Origin of the sequence: Cupriavidus pauculus, from assembly GCF_008801835.1 — a bacterium.
Lineage (GTDB): Bacteria > Pseudomonadota > Gammaproteobacteria > Burkholderiales > Burkholderiaceae > Cupriavidus > Cupriavidus pauculus.
Window position 1 is genome coordinate 176,973 of the sequence record NZ_VZOW01000004.1, and the last position, 25,028, is coordinate 202,000.

The 25,028-nt window shown below is 65.4% G+C and carries 12 protein-coding genes and 1 pseudogene; 8 read left to right on the plus strand and 5 right to left on the minus strand.

The window, feature by feature from the left end; all coding sequences use genetic code 11:
* Positions 1–91: 91 nt before the first annotated feature.
* The 3 genes from F7R19_RS06925 to F7R19_RS06935 all read left to right on the plus strand — a co-directional run bounded on the left by F7R19_RS06925 (position 92) and on the right by F7R19_RS06935 (position 2,121).
* On the plus strand, positions 92–739 hold the full coding sequence (locus F7R19_RS06925) for a carbonic anhydrase (protein WP_061953986.1): 648 nt from the start codon (positions 92–94) through the stop codon (positions 737–739).
* Positions 736–1,086 (plus strand): VOC family protein, encoded by a 351-nt coding sequence (locus F7R19_RS06930; protein WP_061953790.1) that lies wholly within the window; start codon positions 736–738, stop codon positions 1,084–1,086. Before F7R19_RS06925 ends, F7R19_RS06930 begins: the two co-directional genes overlap by 4 nt.
* Positions 1,087–1,203: 117 nt before the next feature.
* Entirely contained in the window at positions 1,204–2,121 is a 918-nt protein-coding gene (locus F7R19_RS06935) for a GGDEF domain-containing protein (protein ID WP_150979774.1), read from the plus strand.
* A gap of 194 nt (positions 2,122–2,315) precedes the next feature.
* On the opposite strand, the gene F7R19_RS06940 is transcribed toward F7R19_RS06935, so the two are convergent.
* Both F7R19_RS06940 and F7R19_RS06945 read right to left on the minus strand, forming a co-directional pair.
* Complete coding sequence (locus tag F7R19_RS06940) at positions 2,316–3,764, minus strand: HDOD domain-containing protein (protein ID WP_223506260.1); 1,449 nt, start codon at positions 3,762–3,764, stop codon at positions 2,316–2,318.
* Positions 3,761–5,533: a putative bifunctional diguanylate cyclase/phosphodiesterase gene (locus tag F7R19_RS06945; RefSeq protein ID WP_150979775.1), complete on the minus strand. Its 1,773-nt coding sequence runs from the start codon at positions 5,531–5,533 to the stop codon at positions 3,761–3,763. The genes F7R19_RS06940 and F7R19_RS06945 overlap by 4 nt, the downstream gene beginning before the upstream one ends.
* A 581-nt stretch (positions 5,534–6,114) precedes the next feature.
* On the opposite strand from F7R19_RS06945, the pseudogene ilvA reads away from it, so the two are divergent.
* Positions 6,115–7,107, plus strand: a pseudogene (gene ilvA, locus F7R19_RS06950) (threonine ammonia-lyase, biosynthetic); the annotation flags it as partial.
* Positions 7,108–7,158: 51 nt separating this feature from the next.
* On the opposite strand, the gene F7R19_RS06955 reads toward ilvA, so the two are convergent.
* Entirely contained in the window at positions 7,159–8,628 is a 1,470-nt protein-coding gene (locus F7R19_RS06955) for an MFS transporter (RefSeq protein WP_150979777.1), read from the minus strand.
* Positions 8,629–8,878: 250 nt separating this feature from the next.
* Here F7R19_RS06955 and F7R19_RS06960 point away from each other — a divergent pair, with 250 nt between their 5' ends.
* Positions 8,879–9,637, plus strand: a complete 759-nt coding sequence (locus F7R19_RS06960; RefSeq protein WP_150979778.1) for an SDR family oxidoreductase — start codon at positions 8,879–8,881, stop codon at positions 9,635–9,637.
* Between the two features lie 22 nt (positions 9,638–9,659).
* Here F7R19_RS06960 and F7R19_RS06965 read toward each other — a convergent pair whose 3' ends face one another.
* Together F7R19_RS06965 and F7R19_RS06970 are read right to left on the minus strand one after the other, a co-directional pair.
* Positions 9,660–10,145 carry an ankyrin repeat domain-containing protein gene (locus tag F7R19_RS06965; RefSeq protein WP_150979864.1) on the minus strand — a complete coding sequence of 162 codons (486 nt, stop codon included), beginning with the start codon at positions 10,143–10,145 and terminating at the stop codon, positions 9,660–9,662.
* Positions 10,146–10,268: 123 nt separating this feature from the next.
* The gene (locus F7R19_RS06970; RefSeq protein ID WP_150979779.1) at positions 10,269–11,717 is read right to left on the minus strand and encodes a catalase; all 1,449 of its coding nucleotides are present in this window, start codon (positions 11,715–11,717) and stop codon (positions 10,269–10,271) included.
* A gap of 875 nt (positions 11,718–12,592) precedes the next feature.
* Between F7R19_RS06970 and F7R19_RS06975 the strand changes: the two genes are divergently transcribed.
* The 3 genes from F7R19_RS06975 to F7R19_RS06985 all read left to right on the plus strand — a co-directional run bounded on the left by F7R19_RS06975 (position 12,593) and on the right by F7R19_RS06985 (position 25,026).
* Positions 12,593–15,289: an autotransporter family protein gene (locus F7R19_RS06975; RefSeq protein ID WP_223506258.1), complete on the plus strand. Its 2,697-nt coding sequence runs from the start codon at positions 12,593–12,595 to the stop codon at positions 15,287–15,289.
* 506 nt (positions 15,290–15,795) lie between these two features.
* Entirely contained in the window at positions 15,796–21,687 is a 5,892-nt protein-coding gene (locus F7R19_RS06980; RefSeq protein ID WP_170292561.1) for an autotransporter outer membrane beta-barrel domain-containing protein, read from the plus strand.
* A 177-nt stretch (positions 21,688–21,864) separates the two neighbouring features.
* A complete protein-coding gene (locus F7R19_RS06985; protein ID WP_150979782.1) occupies positions 21,865–25,026 on the plus strand; it encodes a response regulator in 3,162 nt (1,053 codons plus the stop codon).
* Positions 25,027–25,028: the final 2 nt, after the last annotated feature.

The window sequence follows — 25,028 nt, forward strand, 5'->3', positions numbered from 1 at the left end:
GTAAATCCAATGGACAGCATAATAAACCCGATATTGACCCAATAGAAAATTGTCGCCATGCTTTCGGGCGTCCACGATGGGGGAAATATTCGTGAAAGATCTGATTCAAGGCATTCTCAAGTTCCAGCGGGAGGAATTTCCGAAGCTGGCCACGCTGTTCCAGGAACTCGCCACGCAGCAGAGTCCCAGCACGCTGTTCATCGCTTGCTCGGACAGCCGCGTGGAGCCGGCGCTCTTGACGCAGAGCGAGCCGGGCAAGCTGTTCGTGATCCGCAATGCGGGCAATATCGTGCCGGCCTATGCGGTGCAGCCGGGCGGGGTTTCCGCCAGCGTCGAATACGCCGTGTCGGGCCTCAAGGTGCGCGACATCGTGATCTGCGGCCATTCGAACTGCGGCGCGATGACGGCGGTGGCGACCTGCCAGTGCCTGGACCACATGCCGTCGGTGGCGCAATGGCTGGAACACGCCAGCGGCGCGCGCAAGATCAGCCTGGCGCGCCCGCACGCCTCGGACCGGGAGCGCGTCGACGACATGGTGAGGGAAAACGTGATCGAGCAGCTTGCGCATCTGCGCACCCATCCGTGTGTCGCGCAGGCGCTGGCGGAGCGCCGTATCAACCTGCACGGCTGGGTCTATGACATTGGCTCGGGCGCCATCGATGCGCTCGACGGCAAGTCGGGCAAGTTCGTGCCGCTGGTGCAGTTTCCGGAGGTCAACGCCACCGACATCGCCTCATGATCGTCCGTCGCATCGTCGCCAATATCGCCACGCCGTCGCCCGCCGACGCGCAGCGCTTCTACCGCGATATCTTCGGGCTGGACCTGCTGATGGATCACGGCTGGATCGTCACCTATGGATCGAACGCGCGTATGTCGGTGCAGGTCAGCTTCGCCGCGGAAGGCGGGTCCGGTACGCCGGTGCCTGATCTTTCCATCGAGGTCGACGATCTCGATGAAGCGCTGGCGCGCGTGGCGGAGGCCGGCGTGCCGCTGGAATACGGGCCCGTTGACGAGCCGTGGGGCGTGCGCCGGTTCTTCGTGCGCGACCCGTTCGGCAAACTCGTCAACGTGCTGCACCATGCATGAATGGCGGACGTTCAATCTCGGGAAAAGTGGGGCAAACAGTGGGATGTACACGCTTGCACCCAAATGGCGTTAGTGTTGTGATGCACATTGGTCGCCATTCCGGCTGACATCTTTCCCATGCTGCTGCCCCCAATTCCCATCAATGAGTCCGCGCGCCTTGCCACGCTGGCATCGCTGAACATTCTCGATACGCCGCCGGAGGAACGCTTTGACCGCCTGACGCGGCTGGCCAAACGCCTGTTTGGCGTGCCAATCGCGCTGGTCAGCCTGATCGACGCAAATCGGCAGTGGTTTAAATCGTGCGATGGTCTCGATGTGCCGGAAAGCCCGCGCGACACCTCGTTTTGTGGCCACGCGATTTGCGAGGACGACATTCTGTTGATCCCCGATGCCACGCTGGATCCGCGCTTTCACGACAACCCGTTGGTGACCGGCGATCCGCACATCCGCTTCTATGCGGGGCGGCCGCTGTCCGCCCCCGATGGCATGAAGCTCGGCACGCTGTGCCTGATCGATCGCAAGCCGCGCGATTTCAGCGCCGAGGATCGCGCGCTGCTGCACGACCTTGCGCAGATGGCCGAGCAGGAACTGGCCGCAGTGCACATGGCGACGATGGACGAGCTGACGGCGCTGTCGAACCGCCGCGGCTTCGCCATGCTGGGCCAGCATGCGATCGAGATGTGCCGGCGGCTGTCGCGGCCGGCCACGCTGGTGTTTTTCGACATGGACGGCTTCAAGCCCATCAACGACCGCTTTGGTCATGCCGAAGGCGATCGCGCCCTGCGCGCGTTTGGCGGAGAACTGCGTTCGGTGTTCCGCGAATCGGATGTGGTGGGGCGGCTTGGCGGCGACGAATTTGCGGTGCTGCTGACCAACACCGACAGCGCTGGATGCCAGGATGCACTGGCGCGCCTGCAGCGACAGGTGCAGGCGTGGAACCAACGCAATCCGCTGGGCGCTGCGCTACAGCGCAGGCGTGATCGGTTTCAATCCGCACTTCCACCGCAGCGTGGACGACCTGTTGGCCGAAGCTGACGCTGCCATGTATGTGAACAAGACCGAGCGCAAGCAGGGGCGGCAATGAGCGCTGGCGGGTGCGCGGTCAGGCGCACGTTGTAGCTGACTCGCGGCGCCTGCCTGTCGTTTCCGGAAACCTGAGCGCGCTTGCGGACGCTTCACGCGCGTTGCGCGTTTTCTTCCGGGAATTTCCGCGTGCGGTCAGCGCGACCTCAGCGCCCTGCAGGCGCGGGGCGCTCGGGCGCCGCGCGCATGACGCTGGCGGCAATTTCGCGCGCCAGCGCATCGATGGCTTCGAGTTCTTCCTCGCCGATCACCGCCGGCATGCGCACCGCACCCCAGTCGCCGTAGATCAGCGCGATGCAGCGGTTGCGCATTTTCACGGGCGCCAGCACCACCGAGCGCGCGTCGGGAATCGCATCGCGATACCAGCGCGGCATGCGGTGCGCCACTTCGGGATCGAAGGTGTCCTCGATCAGCAGCGGCCGCCCGGACAGGCCCGCAAAGTGGAAGACATCGGGCACGAAGCCTTCCTCGAAGGACAGCGCGGGCAGCACCTCGCGCATGCCGTCGCCAAAGCCCAGCCGCGCATGGAAATGCCGCGTCTTCGGATTCAGCATCATCAGGAAGCAGCGCGAGAAATCGAGCGCGCGCATGCTGGATTCGAGCACCATCGGCGCCAGTTGCGATACCGACAGGCCGGCGCCTTCGCGGCGCACCTCGGCAAGCCCCTGGCGCAGGCGATCGAGCACGTTCACGGGCTGCGGTCCGGGCGACGCGCCGTCGGCCGGCGCCGCGGCTTCGGAGGCAACGATCGACGTGTTGAGCACTTCCGCCTGACTGACGGCCACGCTGACATCGGCGTGGTTCAGTCCCAACATCTTCGCGTGCGACGTCAGCAAGGCCGAGACCGATTCCGGCGAGCCTTCGCGCACCATCGTCACCGCCGCTTCGGACGATACATGGGCAATCGCGGCCAGCCAGTCGGCGTGGGTTTCGAGCACGGTGTCCGTAGTCAGCGTGCGCGGCTTCATCGCGTTGGCGATCAGCCCCGGCAACCGCCATTTCTGTGCGGCCGCCTCGGCGATGTCTTCGAGCGAGATGCCGAGCACTTCCTGCGCGGCCTCGTTTTCGGTCATCGGATGCGCGGCGCACATGGCCTCCACGCGCTCCCATTCCTCGGGAAAGTAGAACACCAGCAGTAGCCGGCTCATGTGGTGCATCAGCGTGCAGACGACGGCTTCTTCGCCTTCGTTGATGCCGTGCGCCTGGCTCAGCGCGCGCGTAATCTCGCCCGCCACCAACGCGCGCTGCAGCGCCTTGGCCGCCTGCGGGCGCTTGGGCGCCACGCCGTGGAAATAATCGAGCAGCTGGATGCCGAGCGTCAGGTGGCTGATGGCCTCCACGCCAAGCACCAGAATCGCCCGCGACACGGTGGTGACCTCGCCGCCAAACGATCGGTACATGGCCGAATTGGCCAGCCGGATCACCTTCTGCGACAGACTGAAATCGGACAGCACGCTGGTGGCCATCTCGCCGACCGTCAGGTCCGCGTTCAGGGTCTTGAAGATGTTGTCGACGCAGTACTGCAGCGTGGGGAAGTCACCTTGCTGCGCCATGCGGGCCCACAAGGTCTCCAGGAATTCGGCCTTGGATTTCACGGCGCCACCCGCTGCGTGAAGACTTCGTCCAGGCCCATCACCAGCTTGCCGTCGAGCACGGCATTCTCGAAATCGGCCGGGCTCAGCGCGCGCGCGTAGCGCCAGCCCTGCACCAGATCGCAGCCTTGCGCGGCCAGCAACTGGCCTTGCGCATCGGTTTCCACGCCTTCGGCGATGGCAACCAGGCCCAGTTCGCGCGCCAGCGACAGCACGGCGGACACGATAGTACGGGCGTGCGGGGAATCGATCATGTCAGCCACGAAGCTGCGGTCTACCTTGAGCGCGGACAGCGGGAAGCGGCGCAGATACGACAGGCTCGAATAGCCGGTGCCGAAATCGTCGACGGCAAAGCGGATGCCCAGCGCGCGCAGCGACAGCAGCAGTTGCTCGGCGGCCTCCGGGTCCGTCATCAGCGCGCTTTCGGTGATCTCCAGCACCAGGCGGTCGGCGCCGATGCCGGCGTCCTGGATGGCATTGCGCACGCTATCGTAGAAATTGGGATGCAGGAACTGCACGGCCGAAACATTGACCGACATGTGGCCCACATGAATGCCCAGCGCATCCCACGCGGCCAGTTGCGCGCAGGCGCACCGCAGCGCCCAGGCGCCCAGATGCTTGATCAGTCCGTTCTTTTCCGCCACCGGGATGAAGACGTCGGGGCGGATGTCCTCGCCACCATGATCCCAGCGCATCAGCGCTTCCACCGCGCAGATCTGGCCCGATCCGGGCCACACGATCGGCTGGTAATGCAGCAGGAATTCGCCGCTCTGCACGGCCTCGAACATGCTCTGTTCGATGCGGAACTGCTCATCGAGCCGCCGTTCCAGTTCCGGCGAATAGACGCAATAGCGGTTCTTGCCCAGCGCCTTGGCCTCGTACATGGCCAGGTCGGCGCGCCGCAGCCATTGCGATTCGCTCTGCGACGTGCTGTGGGAAAACGTCAGCCCGATGCTGGTGGTGATGCGCACATGGCAGCCCGCCAGCAGGAACGGCTGGCGACAGACGTGGATCACGCGCTCGAGGATCCGCACGGCCTCGGCCTCGGATTCCAGGCCATCGAGCATCAGCACGAATTCGTCGCCGCCCAGCCGCGCCACGCTGCGCCGGGTGCGCACGGTGTCTTGCAGGCGCGCGCCCACTTCCTTGAGCAGCGCATCGCCAAGCTCGTGGCCGAGCGAGTCGTTGATGTTCTTGAATCCGTCCAGATCCATCAGCGCCAGCGCGAACGACTGGCCTGACGCCTGGCCGGACGTGCATTCCTCGATCCGCTTGCGGATATAGGCGCGGTTGCCTACGCCCGTCAGCGGGTCCAGGAAGGCACGCTCGGTCAGCTGGCGCTCGGATTCCACCCAGTCCGTCACGTCGTAGCCGAACAGCAGCAGGCTGGCCGGGCCGTCGCTGCCGTGATGATGCGCCACGCGCAGGTCGATCCAGCCCGGGCCGCCGATGCCGCCGGCCATGCGCACACGCTCGCGGCGCGCCTGATGGTCCTGCGCACAACCCTGCAGCATCTGCATCACGCGCTCGCGCGATTCCAGCGCGAACAGGTCCAGCACGGAGATATGGAGCAGGTAGTCGAGCGGATAGACCAGCAGATCAGCGGTGGTTTCGGTCGCCTCAAGGATGCGTCCCTGGACGTCGACCCGCATCGCCAGCGCGCCGGAAGCCTCGAGCAACGCCCAGGCGTCGCCCCCGGAAGAGGCGGCGCCCGGCGCCCGCCGGTCGGCGGAGTCGGGTGCCAGGGCAACATCGTATGCAAGCGCGGTCATGTATTTGTTCTGGCCGAAATCCCGTTAGCGCAGGACTGATATCGGATGAATTGCTCTGAAACTGAAATGCCGGTGCGCTCCGGACCGTGCCGCGGGCAAAACCCCGTTTTGGCAAAATCCGCTGTTTTCGCAAAACCAGTCCGAGGCGAATCCGGGCCCGGAACATGACCTCTGGCTTTGACGCCACAAAATGAGCGACAGCGGCGATTCTAATACGACCTTGCATCCGGCTGAACGCCGCTTGGGTCAACGGATTGAGGGATCGGCGCGGCTACAACAGGCGGCGTTGGCGGCGCTCGCCCAAAATGCGTCAGGATTGACACGTCAAGGGAAAATCCGTGACACTCGAAGCCATGACCCGTTTCGGCCTGCAAATTTTCGCGATTATTCGCACCATTCCTCGAATGGTGGGTTAGCGCGCGTCCGAAACAGACACATCAACCCGCCCAACGAGGCGGGTTTTTTGTGGCCGGCCTCCTTGGGAAAATCCCTCTCAGACAGGAGCGCCAATGCCGTCCCCCCAAGCCTTTCATGCCCGAACCACCTCGCCGGCGGCCGTTTTGCATGCCGATGGCGCACTGATCGATGCCGATGACTACCTGCGGCGGATCCTGACCGCGCGCGTCTATGACGTGGCGCGCGAGACCGCGCTGGAACTGGCCGGCGCGCTGTCTGCGCGGCTCGGGCATCAGGTATGGCTCAAGCGCGAGGACCATCAGCCGGTGTTCTCGTTCAAGGTGCGCGGCGCCTACAACAAGATGGCCAACCTGCCGGCCGATGCGCTGGCGCGCGGCGTGATCACCGCATCGGCCGGCAACCACGCGCAGGGTGTGGCGCTGTCGGCCGCGCGGCTTGGCGTGCGCGCCGTCATCGTGGTGCCGCAAACCGCGCCGCAGGTGAAGGTGGATGCCGTGCGCGCCCACGGCGGCCAGATGGTGGAAGTGGTCCTGGCCGGGGAGTCGTATCCCGACGCATACGACCACGCAGTGGCGTTGCAGCAAGAGCAGGCGCTCACCTTCATCCCGGCGTTCGACGATCCCGACGTGATCGCGGGGCAGGGCACGGTGGGTATGGAAATCCTGCGGCAGCACCGCGGCCCGCTCGATGCCGTGTTCGTGCCGATCGGCGGCGGCAGCCTGGCCGCCGGCGTGGCGTCCTATATCAAGGCGGTGCGTCCGGAGGTTCGGGTGATCGGCGTGCAGACCGACGATTCCTGCGCGATGGCGCAGTCCATCGCGGCCGGCGAGCGCGTGACGCTGGCGTCGGTGGGGCTGTTCTCCGATGGCACGGCGGTCAAGCGGGTGGGCGAAGAAACCTTCCGGCTATGCCGCCATCTGCTCGACGACGTGCTGACGGTCAGCACCGATGCGCTGTGCGCGGCCATCAAGGACATCTTCCAGGACACGCGCAGCCTGGTGGAACCGGCCGGCGCGCTGGCCGTGGCCGGGCTGAAGCAATATGCGCAACGCCTGCCGCAAGGTGCGCCACGGGCGCTGGCGGCCATCACATCGGGCGCCAATATGAATTTCGATCGCTTGCGGATCGTCGCGGAACGCGCCGAAGTGGTGGAGGCCGCCGCCCGCTGACAACGACGACGGGGGCCCACCTGCCGTGGCCCCGCAACGTCAGGACTGGAAGTCCTCGGCGTCCACGTCGTAGTTGGCCGGTTCCCAGCGGATCGCCAGCAGTGCGATCAAGCCGGCCAGCGGCGCCAGCGCGATCACCCAGAACACCTTGGTGCTCAGCGCGGCGGCCAGTACCGGGAACAGGAACAGCGACGCGGTGGAGCTGGCGCGCATCAGCGTCTGGTTGAAGCCCACGCCAACGCCGCGCAGCGATGTCGGGTAGCTCAGCGAGGCGTACGTCATGGTATGCGCGCCCGGACCAAAGCCCTGGCCCAGCAGGAACAGCGCCAGGAACGCAAGGGCGACCGCCACCTGCACGCCGCCGGCCGGCTTGCCCACCAGCGCCAGGCCGACCAGTGCGGCCAGCTGGAACGCGTAGCCGGTCACGGTCAGCTTCCAGGCGCCGGTCTTCGGCACCAGGTGCACGCCGATCAGGCCGCCCACAAAGGCGAACAGCAGGTTCAGCGCCAGCGACATCAGGATCGTGGTCAGCATGGTCTGGGCCAGGAAGCTCGCGATGATCACCGGCAGCCCGAACGCCACGGCGTTATAGGCGAACGACGAGGCGATCGACATGATCGTGGCCAGCGTGGTGCGGCGCGCGTAGACGCCCTTGAGCAGCAGGCCGTAGTTGCGCCACGAAGCCGGGCGCTTGGGCGGCTCGACCACGGCGTCGGCCGCTACCACGGCGTCGATGCCATAGGACGTGCGCAGGATCTTGGCGGCGCCGTCGAGATCGCCCTGGTTGGCGGCCCACACCGGCGATTCGCTCATGTAGCGGCTGCGCACGGCGATGATGATCAGCGCCGGCACCGCGCCGAAGCCGAGGATGATGCGCCACAGCAGATTGCTGTGCGATGCCGGCAGGATCGCGTAGCAGCCCAGCACCAGCAGATACGACACGCAGATGGCCGCATACCAGGTGGGGCACCACATCGCCACCCGCGCGGCCTTGTTGCCATGCCCCTTGAGCTTGGAGAATTCCGCCAGGAAGGCCATCGCCACCGGCAGGTCGATGCCGACCCCGAGCCCCATCACGAAGCGCGCGCCGGCCAGCACGTATTCGTTCGGCGCCAGCGCGCAGGCGATGGCGGCGATCACGAAGCACAGCATGTCCGCCATGAACACGCGATAGCGGCCGATCCGGTCGGTGAAATAGCCACCCAGGAAAGCGCCGACGATCGCGCCGAACGTGATGGCCGAGGCGACCATGCCGGTGCCGGCCGGCGTCAGGTTGAATTCGCGGCTGACGTCCTTCAGGCCGAAGGCCAGCGCACCCAGGTCATAGGCATCGAGAAAGATGCCGCCCAGCGCGATGGCCACTACGATGCGGGCATTGCTGACCGAAGCGCCGCCCTCGTTGACGAGTTTGGCGACGTCGGCGGCGCTGCGGATAACGGCTTTCGGTGGTGCGGCCGTCTGGCTGGCCGCCTCTGCGGCGCCGGGCGACAGGGCGAGATCGACTGACATTGGTATGGTTTCTTGTTGGCGGAACTGGGATGGCGAGCAGAAGGCGAGCACCTCCCTGGCCTCGCCCGATCAGGGCGGGATCGTACGACAACGGCCGCGTCAGCCCAAATGCATTGTTGTTATATCTTTAGATCAGCGCACGGGGCGGCCAAGAAAATCAAGGGTGTCCCCTCAGGGAACGTGGCCGTGTTGTACGATCTCTGCCAGATTCCGGCATTTGCCCATTCGATCGAAAACGGAGACATCGAGCATGGAAAAGCAGGCAAGAGTGGCGCTGGTCACGGGCGCGGCGCGCGGCATCGGCAAGGCGGTGGCGCAGGCGTTGTTGGCCGACGGCTATCGGGTGGTGCTGGCCGGACGCACCGCCGAGACGCTCGTGGCGTTGGCGGACGCGGCCAATGCGGCGGGCCAGTCCGCGCTGGCGGTGCAGTGCGATGTCAGCCAGCCCGATTCGGTAGACGCCATGTATGCCACGGTGCGCGAGCGCTTCGGACGGCTCGACGTGCTGTTCAATAACGCGGGCGTCAATGCGCCGGCGCTGTGTATCGACGAACTGTCTTTCGAACAATGGAAAGCCGTGCTGGACACCAACCTGACCGGCGCGTTTCTGTGCGCGCGCGGCGCCTTCGCGCTGATGAAATCGCAGGATCCGCGTGGCGGCCGCATCATCAACAACGGATCGATCTCGGCCCACGCGCCGCGCCCCAACACGGTGCCCTACACGGCCACCAAGCACGCGATCACGGGTTTGACCAAAAGCCTGTCGCTCGACGGCCGGCCCTATGACATTGCCTGCGGCCAGATCGACATCGGCAACGCGGGGACCGACATGGCCAACCGCATGGCGCGGGGCGTGCCGCAGGCCAACGGCGAGATTCGCCCGGAACCGCTGATCGATGTGGCGCACATTGCAAGTTCTGTGTTGCACATGGCCAATCTGCCGCTCGGCGCCAACGTCCAGTTCATGACCGTGATGGCCACCAAGATGCCGTTCGTCGGGCGCGGCTGAGGCCCGTTCTCCCGGCCGAGACTCAGTGCGCGCCGCCGCGTCCGGCCATGAACGCCGCCGCATCGGCGGCCGTCATACCGCGGCTGTCGCGCGCATCGGGATTGGCGCCGTGCGCCTTCAACAGCTCGACGATCTCGGTGCGCTGGAACATCGCCGCCGTCATCAGCGCGGTGCGGCCATCGGGCGAAGCGCCTTCCACGTCGGCGCCGTGCGCCAGCAGGATTTCGACGATGTCCTTGAAGCCCTTGTAGGCGGCGCCGGCAATCGGCGTTTGTCCCATGGCGTTGCGGATATCGGGCGACGCGCCGGCTTGCAGCAGCGTGCGCAGCGCGTCGGCGTGGCCGTAATAGGCGGCCAGCATCGCCAGCGTGTCGCCTTTTTCGTTGCGCAGGTTGGGCGGCATGCCGCGCGCGATCAGCGCAGCCAGCGCCGCGGCATCGCCATTGCGGGCCAGATCGAACACCTGCCCAAGCGCGGCGATCATGCGGGCTTCTTCGTCCGCAGTCATGGTGGGAGATTGCGTGTTGTCCATCTGCCGTGATTCCTGTGAGTTCGATGACCGGCGCCGCCGGCGCCGGCACGCGTCGGCCGCCCTGTGCCGCTTGCTGCAGGACAGGGCGGGCCGCGCGGATTACTTCGCGGCTTCGATCAGCTCGATCGCCGCGGCCACGCCTGCGCCGTAGGCCGGATCGGCCGCCGTGCAGTGCTTGATGTGGGTTTGCTGGATATGTTTGGACACACCCTTGATGGCGCGCGCCGTGTTATCGAACAACACCTGCTGCTGCGCCGGCGACATCAGGCGGAACAGCGCGCCCACCTGCGAGAAATAGTCGTCGTCCGCGCGGTGGTTCCAGTGATCGGCCGTGCCTTCCAACGTCAGCGGCGGCTCGCGGAAATCGGGCTGCTCGGCCCATTCGCCCTTGGTGTTCGGTTCGTAGGCGATGGTGCCGGCGTGATTGCCGTCGGTGCGCCCGCGGCCGTCGCGGTGGTAGCTGTTGACGTACTTTGCCGCCTTCGGCGAGTTCACCGGGATCAGGTGATGATTCACGCCCAGGCGATAGCGCTCGGCGTCGCCGTACGAGAACAGTCGGCCTTGCAGCATCTTGTCCGGCGAGAAACCGATGCCAGGCACGATCGTCGACGGCGCGAATGCCGATTGCTCGACTTCGGCGAAATGATTCTCGGGATTGCGGTTCAGTTCCAGCATGCCCACTTCGATCAGCGGATAGTCCTTGTGCGGCCACACCTTGGTCAGATCGAACGGGTTGTACGGCACCTTGCTGGCATCGGATTCCGGCATGATCTGCACACAGAACTTCCAGCGCGGGAATTCGCCGCGTTCGATCGATTCGTACAGGTCGCGCTGATGCACCTCGCGGTCCTGGCCCGTGACCTGGGCCGCTTCGGCGTCGGTCAGGTTCTGGATGCCCTGCTGGGTGACGAAATGGAACTTCACCCAGAAACGGTCCATGTTGGCGTTGATGAAGCTGTAGGTATGGCTGCCAAAGCCGTGCATGTGACGCCACGTACGGGGAATGCCCCGATCGCTCATCACAATCGTGACCTGGTGCAGCGCCTCGGGGAGGCCCGTCCAGAAATCCCAGTTGTTTTCGGCGCTGCGCAAACCGGTGCGCGGATCGCGTTTGACTGCGTGGTTCAGGTCAGGGAACTTGAGCGGGTCGCGCAGGAAGAACACCGGCGTGTTGTTGCCGACCATGTCCCAGTTGCCTTCCTCGGTATAGAACTTGATGGCAAAGCCGCGGATATCGCGCTCGGCATCGGCAGCGCCGCGCTCGCCGGCCACCGACGAGAAGCGCATGAAAATCTCGGTCTGCTTGCCGACCTGCGAAAACAGGTTGGCGCGCGTGTACTTGGTGATGTCATGCGTCACCGTGAACGTGCCGTATGCGCCCGACCCCTTGGCGTGCATGCGGCGCTCGGGAATCACTTCGCGGTCGAAGTGGGCAAGCTTCTCCAGAAACCAGACATCCTGCAGAAGTGCGGGGCCGCGCGGGCCGGCGGTCTGGATGTTGTTATTGTCGACGACGGGCGCGCCGAAAGCGGTCGTGAGCTTTTTCATGACAGTTCCTTGAAGCTGAAAGCGTGACACGCGGTGTCACGCATGGACGTTTGTGGGGCTGGGGCAGGCTGCCGCTTGCTGTACGGCCGGCATCCGGGTGCTTGTGGCGCCCGAGGCATCGATCGCACGCAGGAGGCCGGCGAACTGACTCACCGGCAGGAGTCGCTCTGAACTATCGCAGATGCCTTGCGACAAGTCACATCGTATTGATCAATGGGGGTGATAGGCCATAAGACCTTCGGATAGCGGATCTAAATTTCCTTTCAGTCTGCCTTGCCTGCCGTATATGCCTGAGCAGCCGTGCCGCCGTGCCGCCGTGCCGACGGCGGTGCGACGATTTCCCTCTATTTCTGGCACTGTTTCCCCGGCTGGTCCCTTCCGCCGCGGGCCAGGCGTATGCCGATTTCCTGAGCCGGCCACTTACCCCCATTTTCTCGCTGCGCCGATGCTGATTTTCAGGTTGTGGCCATTTCGATATCGGTTTGGACAATCGACAATGCTGTCCTAAAAATGTCGAGGCACATGAGCCAGCCATTATGGTTTGCGCATTCGCTGAAATATTAGTTTCTGAATTGGCATTATTCCAATCGAAATCGCTAAGCGTACTGTCGTCACGCCATCTTGAGACGGTGGCCTCCGCATTTTCATAAAAATCCGCCTGGTGATAATAGGCCGCATACGGACTCACGATGACGCATATAAAACCCGCACTTCGGCACTCGGAAACGACCATGGCGCTCCGCCCGCTCTGTGCTGCCATCCTCGTCCTGTTCGCCGCTCCGGCGCAGTCGCTTACTACGATTGGCCCCAGCACGACCACAGTGACAGTTGACTCGGATAACTCGTATATCGTCCCACAGGGGACCACGATCAGCGTGACAAAAGACGCGGCCGTGGTGGTCGACGGCAAGGTGATCGGTGGCGTCGGACCGGTGCAAGTCTTCAACGATGGAGTGATTGCCACGCAGACGATTCAGGGTACGCACGCCATTATCTTCAATGTCCCGGGCGCTTTTACAAATGAGGCCACCGGGAAAGTCCTCGGCGTGACAGACGGCGTACACATGGAAGCGCGCGGGTTCAGCAGCGTCGAGAATCGGGGCGACATCAGCGCATCCGTCAGTCACGCCATTTACTTCGGCGAAAACGCCCGCGGGTCGATCGAAAACTACGGCACCCTTAATGGCGGAGCAGCCGGTGCCATTGGGTCGTCATCCGAAGGTATTCGCTTGTATAACAGGGAAGACGTCAGCGTCTTCAACCGGCAGGGGGCCGCGATTTATGCCGGCGCGGGCGATCCTAATCTTTGGGGCGCGGGCATTCGTAGTCGCGCATCGGGCACCGTGACGATCCAGAATGACGGGCTGATTTCGGCCTATGTCGGCGGCATCCTGAACGAAGGCAGTGGCTCCATGCAAATCCAAAATCGCGGCACCGGGATCATCCGGGCGGTAACCGGTCCGGGCGTGCAACTGAATCAGAGCGATTCGCTCGTCAATCGTGGCGAGATCACCAGCACCGAGAACGCAGCCATCGTGCTCAATGGCAATGACAACCGCGTGTATCTTGGCTCGGGATCGGTGCTGAGTGGCAAGGACGGGGTGGTGCTCCGAAGCGCAGGCACCGGCAATACGCTGACGCTGTTGGAAACTAACAGCGAGGCGGGCAGTATCACCGCGGACCAGGGCAAGGAACTGGCGGGGCTGATTGCCGACACGGGCAGCAACTGGGTTCTTGGCAGCAACGTCGCGCTGGCCGGCACGACGGCAGCCACGCTGGCGGTCAACGGTAACCTTACGCTGACTGGCATGGTGTCCCAATACGCCGGTGGCGGCACCACCATCAGCCCGACTGGGAGCTTGACGTTAGGCGTGGGTGGCACCTCCGGCATGGTCGACGGCGATATCGTCAATGACGGTGCGCTCGTTTTCAACCGCAGCGACGACCTGACCTTCGACAAGACCATCTCCGGCACGGGCAGCGTGACGCAGCAGGGAAGCGGGCAGCTTGTCTTTACCCGCGACCAAACTTACAGCGGCGACACCACGGTGAGCGCGGGAGCATTGATCCTGAATAATGGTGCGCAGCTGACGAACACACGGCAGGTGACTGTGGCGCAAGGCGCGACGTTCGGTGGCTATGGCGGCGCGGGCGGATCGGTCGTCAATAACGGCGTGTTGGCGGTGGCCGACGCCGCGCCCGGTTTCGAGGGCGGCCCGGCCGGAAGCTTCGTGGTGGGCGGCTCGTTGGTGAACAACGGCGAAATTCGCATGGGTAGCGTGGTGCCTGCCAGCAAGCTGATCGTGAACGGCGACTACACCGGCAACAACGGCAAGCTGACGTTATTCACAACGCTGCGCGGCGACGCTTCGCCGACAGACATGCTGGTCGTGCACGGCAACACGGCGGGCCAGACAACGATCAAGGTGAACAACGCACGCGGCACCGGCGCGCCAACGGTCAACGGCATCCGCATCGTGCAGGTGGACGGGCAATCGAATGGCGTATTTGCGCTCGATGGCCGGCTGGTGGCCGGCGCGTACGACTACCAGCTGTTCAAGGGGGGCGTGCAGACGCCCGACGATGGCGACTGGTATTTGCGCGCCCAGGGCAGCCCGGCGCCGCGCCCAGAAACCGGCACCTATCTGGCCAATTGGGCGGCGGCGCAAGCGATGTTTGTGCATACCTACCGTGACCGGACCGGCTTTATCGATCCGCGCGGCGGCGACGGCAAGAACGTGGCGCCGACCAATGTCTGGGCGCGGGTGTCGGGGGGACACGCCGATGGCAATGCGGCCGGCGGCACCGTGAGCCAGTGGGCCGACTCCGCCATCGTGCAGGCCGGCATCGACGTGCTGGATCGCGTGTCCGGCAACCACCGCTGGCAGGCCGGCGTGATGGCCGGCTACGGCACGTCGACCACGCACGCCACGGCACAAAGCTATCCTGGCACCTCGCGCGGGACGGTCAATGGCGGTAGCGTGGGCATTTACGGAACCTGGCGCGGCAACGCCGTGGGCGTCGATGGTCCCTATGTCGATACATGGGCCCAGTACGGCTATTTCGACAACACCGTGCGCGGCATCGCTCTTGCGCAGGAAAGCTATTCCAGCCACGTCTGGAGCGGATCGGTCGAAGCAGGCTGGGCGTTGCCGATCGGGCGGACTTCCGACGGCGTAGTAAATATCGAGCCGCAATTGCAGCTGATCTACAGCGACTATCAAACAGGCGATCACACCGAAAGAAACGGCACGACGGTGCAAAGCCGCAACGGCGGCGGGCTGGTTACGCGCCTGGGCACGCGCCTCTTCCACGCACCGAACCCGGACGCCTCGCCGCAGTGGCTGCCGTATCTCGAACTGAACTGGTGGCACAACACCAGCCTCAATGCCATGACGTTCAATGACACGGTCGTGTCGCAGGATGGGCCGCGAAATCGTGTTGAAGTGAAGGCCGGCGCGCAAGCGCAGATCAATCAACGTTGGCGCATGTGGGGCAACATTGCTTATCAATATGGCGACGGCGGTTACGAAAGCATTACCGGATTGATGGGGGTGCGATACATCTGGTGACGTCGTCACAAGATATGACGAGCAGGGCGGCGGCACCCGCGCCTTTCGGTTGCGCCATCCGCGGCGGTTTTGCATTCGAACATGCGTGCGCTTGTCGCCCCAACCACCTCTACATTGGAATGATCCTGCGCCAATTTCCGTACAAATTACCCCATTCTGGCGGAAATTAAGAATTCGGCTAATGAATTGCATTGCGCTTGTTTTTATGATCGACGCGGTGCCGGCTTTAATCGTCCGGTCGATCAATAAAATACTGCGCAGGGCGTTATGGCAATCATTGATACAGACGCGGATGTATGTGTCGAAGTAGTTTTCGCAACATTTTCCAGAAAATGCGCCCTGGCGCGCTTCCGGGAGCTTTCCTATAACGGCCCGTTCCCAGGCAAGAATAATAACCGGGGTGCGCGATGAGACACAGCAAACGCCCGCTGCCGACTCCGCCATCGCCCCGGCGAGCCATCTCCTCCGCGCCGCCCAGGCTGCGGCCGTTGTATGGTGCGGTGCTGATGCTGTTCGCCACGTCGGCGCAGTCGCTGACCATTATCGAACCCAGTTCGACCAACGTGACGGTGTCGGGGGATACCAGTTATCGGATCAATGCCGGAACTGTCATCACGGCGCCCGGCAACTCCGTGACCGTCAATGGTACGGACGCCGTGACGCTGAGCAATGCCGGAACCGTCGCCGGCACCGTTGGCGGCGCAGCGCTGCAATTCAACGTGCCCGCGACGTTTACCAACGAACTAGGTGCCAGCGTCATCGGCGTGACGTACGGCGTCAACATGAGCGGCAGCGACGCGGGTGCCAGCAACGTCGTCAATCGCGGCGATATCAGTTCATCGGTCAGTCACGCCATCTACTATGGCGGCGCGGCGAGCGGCGCGATCGATAACTACGGCACGCTGAACGGCGGCGCCGCGGGCGACGTTGGCAACACGGCCGACGGCATCCAGCTGGCAACCAGCGGCAATGTTGTCGTCACCAATCGGGCCGGCGCGTCGATCGTTTCTGGCAAGGGCGACCCGACATACGGTACCGCGGTCCTGGTCAGCCAGAGCGGCGATGCGCTGATCCAGAACGCCGGAACGATTGACGGCTACCTCGCCGGTATCCGGCACGATGGCAGCGGCACCGTTCATATCGACAACGCCGCCACGGGAACGATTCGGGCCGCGGTTGGGGCGGGCGTGCGGCTCAACGATGGCGACGCGCTGGTCAATCGCGGCGAAATCAGCAGCGCCGGCGGTGCGGCCATCCAGCTGGACGGCAACAATAACGACGTGGTGCTCGGCGCAGGGTCGGTGCTCAACGATAACGGCACGGCGGCCATCGTCAGCCACGGCGTCGGCAACACGCTGCGACTGATCGAATCGGGCAGCGAGGACGGTAATATCACCGCCTCGGCAGGCCACGGTCTGGCCGAATTGACCGCCGATACCGGCAGTGACTGGACGCTGGGCGGCAATATCACCCTGGGCGGGGATTCGGGCGCGACGCTCGGCGTGAATGGCCGGCTCACGCTCGGCGGCACCGTGTCGCAGGACGGCGGCGGCGGCACCACCATCGGCGGCACTGGCCAGCTGACAGTGGGCCGCGGCGGCACGAGTGGCATGATCGATGGCAACATCGCCAACGCCGGTGCGCTGGTGTTCGATCGCCGCGACAGCGCCCGCTTCGACGGCGTGCTCAGCGGGTCCGGGTCACTGACGCAGGTTGGCGCGGGCACCATGACGCTGACCGCTGCCGGATCGTCGCAGGGTGCGGTGAAGGTCGAAGCGGGCACCCTCGCATTCGCGCAGGCCGGCGACTTCCGCGCCGACACGTATACCACCGGCACCAACGCGACCACCTCGATCGCGGCCGATGCGACGCTCGACGTGGCAGGCAATTTCACGCAGGCCGCTGGCTCCACGCTCTCGGTGACGCTCGGCGCCGCGGAACCCGTGATCACGGCAAATCGCGCCGCGCTTGGCGGCAGCCTGTCGGTCAGCGGTCTTTCCGCCAAGGCCCCCGAGTCCGCCAGCGCGCTGGCTGCCGAAAAGTTCCGCGTGCTGCAGACCAGCGCCGGCATATCCGGCGATTTCGACCACGTCAGCTTCAGCGAAACCAGCCCCGTCAATTACCTGACGATCGACGGCGCCAAGAGCAGCGACGACCTCGGCTACGATGTCGGCTTCGATCTGGCGTGGCGCGGCGACACGGCCAGCGGCAATGGCTTGTTTACGCTGGCCGATGCCTCCGACACGTTCGATCTCGACGTGCAACTGGCCGACCGCACTGGCAGCTTTTCCAGTGGCTGGGACGGTCGCACGTTGACCAAAAAGGGCGCAGGGACATTGGTGCTGTCGGAGGCGGCCGCCTACACGGGCGATACGATCCTCGGCGAAGGCACGATGCGCACCGACGTCGCCGACGCCGTGGCGTCCAGCGGACACGTCAGCGTGGCGAATGGCGCGACCCTCGACCTGAACGGTTTCGACCAACAGATCCAGCATCTGAACGGCGCGGGCAACATTGCGCTGGGCGGGGCGACGCTGGACCTCCGGAACACCGACGACTCCGTATTCAACGGCGCGATCAGCGGTGCGGGCACGCTGCACAAGCGCGACGCGGGATCGCTGACGCTTGGCGGCGTCAACGTTTATGACGGCGGTACCGTCATCCACGACGGCCGGCTCATCGGCACCAGCGGCGCCGCGTTCGGTTCCGGCGCGATCGACAATGGCGCCACGCTGCAACTCGATTTTTCGTCCGATAGCACGCTCACCAATGTTCTGGGAGGCAGCGGCACGCTGGCCAAGACCGGTGCAGGCACGGCCACGCTGAACGCCGCAGGGTCGACGCAGGGCGCGGTGGCGATCAACGCGGGCGAGCTGCGGCTCGCGCAGGATGGCGCGTTCCGCACCACGGGCGACTTCACGGTGTACGCGGGCGGCACGGTGTCGCTGGCCGAGCCGTCCACGCTCGAAGTGGGCAACCGGCTGTCGGTGGACGGCACGCTGAACGTGGTGGCGCGCGCCGATGGCACCGCCATCACCGCGCAGACCGCGCACATTGGCGGCGGCGCGTCGTTCAATCTGACCGGCTATTCCGCAGCGGCGTCGGCCAGCGCGTCGGAGCTGGCCGAGAAGGCGGTGACCGTGATCCACACCACCGATGCCAACGGGCTGACCGGCGGGTTCCAGACGGCCACCATCGCCGGATCGTCGAGCCCCGCCGATTTCCTGACGCTGGGCGGCACCTATACCGAGCAGGACTTCACGGTGGGACTCGGCCTGACGTGGTACGCATCGCACGGCACGTCGCCGCAGGCGGCGCACGGCGTCTTCACGCTGACCGAAGCCGATGGCGAGTTCGATATCGACGCCGTGCTGGCCGACCAGGACGCCAACCGCGCCACCGGCTGGGATGGCAAAAGCCTGACCAAGCAGGGCGCGGGCACCCTGCAACTGTCGAAGCAAAACACCTATACAGGCGATACGAGGATCAACGAGGGCACGCTGCGCACCGGCGTTGTAGATGCGCTGGCGTCGAGCGCGCATGTCAGCGTGGCCGATGGCGCGACGTTCGATCTCAACGGTTTCGACCAGCACGTCAACAACCTGAGCGGTGCGGGACGCATCAGCCTGGGCAGCGCCGCGCTGGATCTCGTCAATACTGGCGACACCGCATTCGACGGCACGATCGACGGCACAGGTGGTCTGCGCAAGAGTGGCGCGGGCACGCTGACGCTCGGCGGCGTCAACACCTATAGCGGTGGCACCGTGATCGACGACGGCCGCCTGATCGCGACCAGCAGCGCAGCGCTTGGCTCCGGCGCCATCGACAATGCGGGCACGCTGCAGCTCGACTTCGCCGGTAACGGTACGCTTGCCAGCGCGCTGATGGGCGCGGGCACGCTGACCAAGACCGGCGCGGGCGTGGCGACGTTGAGCGGCGCCGGCTCCAGCCAGGGGGCGGTGGCCGTCAATGGCGGCGAGCTGCGGCTCGCGCAGGCAGGGGCGTTTCGCACCACCGGCGACTTCACGGTCGCAGCGGGCGCAACCGCGTCGGTCGATGCGCAATCCACGCTCGATGTTGGCAACCGCCTGTCGGTCGACGGCACGCTGAACGTCGTGGCGCGCACCGATGCGCCCGCCATCACCGCGGGCTCGGCGCAACTCGGGGTCGGATCGACATTCAATCTGGTGGGCTTTTCCGCGTCGGAGACGGCCAGCGCATCGGAACTGGCGTCGCAGGCGGTCACCGTGATCCACACCACCGGGCCCGGCGGCATCGCCGGCGCGTTCCAGACCGTGAACGTCGCCGGATCGTCCAGCCCGGCCGATTTCCTGATGATGGGCGGCACCTACACGGGACAGGACTTCGTTGCGGGCCTGGGCCTGACATGGTACGGCGCACACAGCACCGCGCCAGAACAGGCCCATGGCACCTTCACCCTGACGCAAGCCGATGGCGAGTTCGATATCGATGCGGTGCTGGCCGACCAGGATGCCAATCGCACCACCGGCTGGGATGGCCGGAGCCTGACCAAGGACGGTGCCGGCACGTTGCAGTTATCCAAGCAGAACACCTACACCGGCGCGACGTCGATTCGCGCGGGGACCCTGCGCGCCGGCGCGGACAACGTGATCGCGGCCAGCGAGCATCTCGATGTGGCCAGCGGCGCCACGTTCGATCTCAACGGCTTCAACCAAGTGGCCAACAATCTGTCGGGCGCGGGCAATATCGCCCTCGGCACGGGCACGCTGACCGTCAGCAATAGCGCGGATACCGCTTTCGCGGGCCATATCGACGGCACGGGTGGATTGACCAAGACGGGCGGCGCCAGCCTGATGCTGTCGGCCGACCAGACCTATGGCGGCGAAACGATCGTCGACGCCGGCGCGCTGCTGCTGGGCCAGGGCGCGCGGCTGTCCAACACCTCGCTGGTGACGGTGGCGCAGGGCGCAACCTTCGGCGGCGATGGCGGGATCGGCGGCTCGGCGGTCAATCACGGCGTACTGGCGGTGGGAACTGCCGCGCCGGGAACGACGGCGATGGCGCCTGGCGATTTCCTGATCGGCGGCTCGCTGGTCAACGACGGCGAGATCCGCATGGCCAGCGCCACGCCGTCCAGCACGCTGACCGTGAACGGCGACTATACGGGCAACAACGGCATGCTGACACTGAACACGACGCTCGGCGGCGATGCGTCGCCCACCGATCGGCTCGTCGTGCACGGCAATACGGCAGGCCAGACCACGCTGCATGTGCGCAACGCCGGTGGCTTCGGCGGCCAGACCGTCGATGGGATCCGCGTCGTGCAGGTCGATGGTCAGTCGAACGGCGTGTTCGCGCTCGACGGCAGGCTGGTGGCGGGCGCCTATGACTACAAGCTGTACCAGGGCGGATTGCAGTCGCCGGGCGACGGCGACTGGTATCTGCGTTCGACCGAAAGCGCCGTGCCGCGCCCCGAAACCGGCGTATATCTGGCCAACCAGGGCGCGGCGCAGACGATGTTCCTGCAGACGATGCACGATCGTGCGGGCTTTGCCGATCCAGTGACTGCCGACAGCAAGGCCGCGCGGCGGCCGAACGTGTGGACGCGCGTGACGGGCGGGCGCACGCTTGGCACAGCATCGAACGGCAGCGTCGACCAGTCCGCCGATTCGGCCGTGATGCAGGCCGGCATCGATCTGCTGAACCGCACCTCTGATAACCGCCGCTTGCAGGCCGGTGTGATGGCCGGCTACGGCATGGCGCGCACCCACGCCGAATCGCGCGGCTATACAGGCCCGGCCCGCGGCACCGTCAATGGCGGCAGCGCCGGGGTTTACGGTACATGGCGTGGCAACGCGGCCGGCGCCGACGGTCCCTACGTGGATGCATGGGCCCAATATGGCCACTTCGGCAATACGGTGCAAGGCACGGACGCGGGCGAGGAAAGCTACAGCAGCCGCACGCTGACGGCTTCGGTCGAGGGCGGCTGGGCGATCCCGGTCAGCTATACCGATGACGGCGACGTCCTCGTCGAGCCGCAATTGCAGCTGATCTACACCAACTACCGTGCGGACGACCACCGGGAGCGCAACGGCACGCTGGTGCAAGGCCGCAACGGCGGCGGGCTGACCACGCGGCTGGGCGTGCGGCTGTACCACGCGCCGGACCCGGATACCAATCCGACATGGCTGCCGTATGCGGAAGTGAACTGGTGGCGCAACGCCGACCAGAACGCCATCGCATTCGACAACGACCTGGTCACGCAGGGCGGTCCCGGCAACCGCGGCGAGGTCAAGGCTGGCGTGCAGGCGCAGCTAGGCAAGCGCTGGCGTGTGTGGGGCGACGTCGCGCTCCAGCGCGGCGGCGACGGCTACAAGAGCATCGCGGGCCTGCTCGGCGCGCGCTACATGTGGTGACGATGGCCCACCCGGAGCATCGCGGCATCTGACGATCGGCCCTGACACGTGCTGCCGCACCGCAGCACGTGTCGGCGCGACACTGACAGCCACGGCAGGACAGACCCGGTAGGATAGAGCGCATTTGCCCGCCGTTCGGCGGCCGGTGCGCCCCCCTCCGATCCCATCCTCGCCGGTATGCAACCGTCTACCCTGCAACGTTTTATCTTTGGCTCGATCCTGGCGCCGGTTGCGCTGCTGATCGTATTTGGCGTCGACGCCCTGACGCCGCTCGGCGTCGCCGCGTGGCTGTTCTACCTTGTGCCGGTCTGCCTGACGCTATACAGCAACAACCCACGTCTACCGCTGATCGTCGCGATGGCGGCCACCGTGCTGATCGGCGTTGGCTACGCAGTGTCGCCGTCGGCCATGGTGCGCCCGATGCTGTCGATCATCAACCGCAGCGTCGGTGTGGCCGTGCTGTGGTTCCTGGCGGTGATTATCCATCGCTATATCGTCGCCCAGCTTTCGATGCAGCGCGTGGTGTGGCTGCAGCAGGCGCAGGTGCGCGTGCATCAGGCCATGCGCGCCCAGCAATCGGCCGGCAATGTTGGTGACGCACTGATGCGGGCGCTGGCGCAGGTGCTCGATGCGCACGTCGGCGTGGTCTATCAGGTGGAAGGCGACCATCTGCGTCGCGTGGCGGCGTGGGCGCTGGCCAACGCCGAATCCCTGCCGCACACGCTGGCGCCCGGGGACACGCTGGCGGGCCAGGCGATGGCGGACAATCGCGTGATCGCGGTGGGCGGCCTGCCGGCCAACTACCTCCAGGTGTCGTCGGCGCTGGGCCGCACAGCACCAAACGAAATCGTGGCCGCGCCGCTCACCGCCGAAGGCGAAGTGGTGGGCGTGATCGAACTTGGCTTCGTCACGACACGGCGCGACACCGCCGACGTGGTGGAACTGCTCGAACGCCTCGGCGAGTCGGTAGGGATGACGATGCGCGCCGTCGCCTTCCGCAGCCGGCTGGAAAACCTGCTGGCCGAAACCCAGCGGCAGAGTGAAGAGCTTCAGGTCCAGCAGGAAGAATTGCGCGTTTCGAACGAAGAGCTCGAAGAGCGCGGTCGCGCGCTGATGGACTCGCAGGCGCGGCTGGAATCGCAGCAGGCCGAACTGGAACAGACCAACGTCCAGCTCGAGGAACATGCGCAACGGCTGGAAACGCAGAAGCGCGAAATGCTGTCCTACCAGGCCGAGCTGGCGGCCAACGCGCGCGCGCTGGAACGCTCCAATCAGTTCAAGAGCGAATTCCTGGCGAACATGTCGCATGAGCTGCGTACGCCGCTGAACAGCGCGCTGATCCTGGCCAAGCTGCTGCAGGAGAACAAGGAACGCACGCTGACCGACGAGCAGGTGCGCTATGCCGCGACGATCCACGCCGCCAACACCGACCTGCTGAACCTGATCAACGACATCCTCGACCTGTCCAAGATCGAGGCCGGCCATCTCGTGGTGGAACCGGAGCCAGTCGAACTGGCGTCGTTCGCGCAGGTACTCGAAAGCCTGTTTGCGCCGATCGGCGAACAGAAGGGCGTGCCGTTGCGGGTCGAATTCATGCCCGGTCTGCCGGACACCATCGTCACCGACAGCCAGCGCCTGCAGCAGGTGCTCAAGAACCTGCTGTCCAACGCATTCAAGTTCACCGAGACCGGATCGGTCACGCTTGCACTGTGCGCGCAGGGCGATGACGCGGTGCGCTTTGAAGTGCGCGACACCGGCATCGGCATCCCGAAGGACAAGCAGCAGGTCATCTTCGAAGCGTTCCAGCAGGCCGACGGAACCACCAGCCGGCGCTATGGCGGCACGGGCCTCGGCTTGTCGATCTCGCGCGAATTGGCGCGTCTGCTCGGCGGCGGGATCTCGGTGGCGAGCGAGCCGGGACAGGGCAGCGTATTCTCGCTGACCGTGCCGCTCACGCTGGTGGCCGACGGCGCCACGCAGGCCGGGCTGGTGACGCCGGTCCATGCGCCAGCGCATCGGCCCGCGCCCATCGTGGCGCCGCCGCCGCGCGCCATACCGCCGGCTCCCGCGCCGGCGTCGGGCGATGCGGCGGAGCGCACGCAAACCCTCCAGGCTGGCTGGCCGACGCCGATTGTCGATGACCGCGACCGGCGCACGCGCGGCAACCGCCTGATCCTGGTGGTCGAGGACGACAACGATTTTGCCGGCATTCTCTATGACCTCGCGCACGAACTCGATTTCGACTGCATCCACGCCACCACGTCGGCGCAAGGTCTGGAAATGGCGCGCGAATACCAGCCATGCGGCATCCTGCTGGATGTGGCGTTGCCCGATCAGTCGGGCCTGACGCTGCTGGACTGGCTCAAGCGCGATCCCGCCACGCGCCACATTCCCACTCACCTGATTTCTGTCAGCGATCACGCCGAGGCGGCGCTGCACCTGGGCGCTATCGGCTACACCTTCAAGCCCAGCGAGCGCGACAGGCTGGCCGAAGTGATTCGCGGGTTGGAAGCGCGCATGAACGCCGGCCGCCGCCGCGTGTTGGTGATCGAGGACGATCCTTCGCTGCGAGAGAGCATCCGCGCGCTGCTCAAGTCGCTCGATGCGGAAATCGTCACCGCAGACGATGTAGCGGGCGCGCGCGCCGCGCTCGCGGCATCGCCGTTCGATTGCGTCGTGATGGACATGGTGCTGCCCGACGGCACCGGTCACGATCTGCTGGCGCATATGGCCGAGCGCGGCAGCGGCGTCATGCCGCCGGTGATCATCTACACCGGCCGGCAGTTATCCGCCGACGACGAACAGCGCCTGCGCCGCTATTCCAAGTCGATCATCATCAAGGGCGCGCGCTCGCCCGATCGCCTGCTCGACGAGGTCACGCTGTTCCTGCATAGCGTGGAATCGTCGTTGCCGCCGGAACACCAGCGCATGCTGCGTGCCGCGCGCAGCCGCGACGATGCCTTCGACGGCCGCAAGCTGCTGCTGGTGGAGGACGATGCGCGCAATATCTTCGCGCTGTCGAAGGTGATCGAACCGCTGGGCGCCACCGTGGAGATCGCGCGCAGCGGACGCGAAGCGCTGGACCTGCTGGAACGGGTCGACGACGTGGATCTGGTGCTGATGGACATCATGATGCCGGAGATGGATGGCATCACGGCGACGCGGCACATCCGGCAGATGCCGCAGTATGGCCGGCTGCCGATCATCGCGCTGACCGCCAAGGCCATGCCGTCGGACCGCGAGGCCTGCCTGCAGGCCGGCGCCAACGACTACATCGCCAAGCCGATCGATGTGGACAAGCTGCTTTCGCTGTGTCGCGTATGGCTTCACGCAAATTGAAA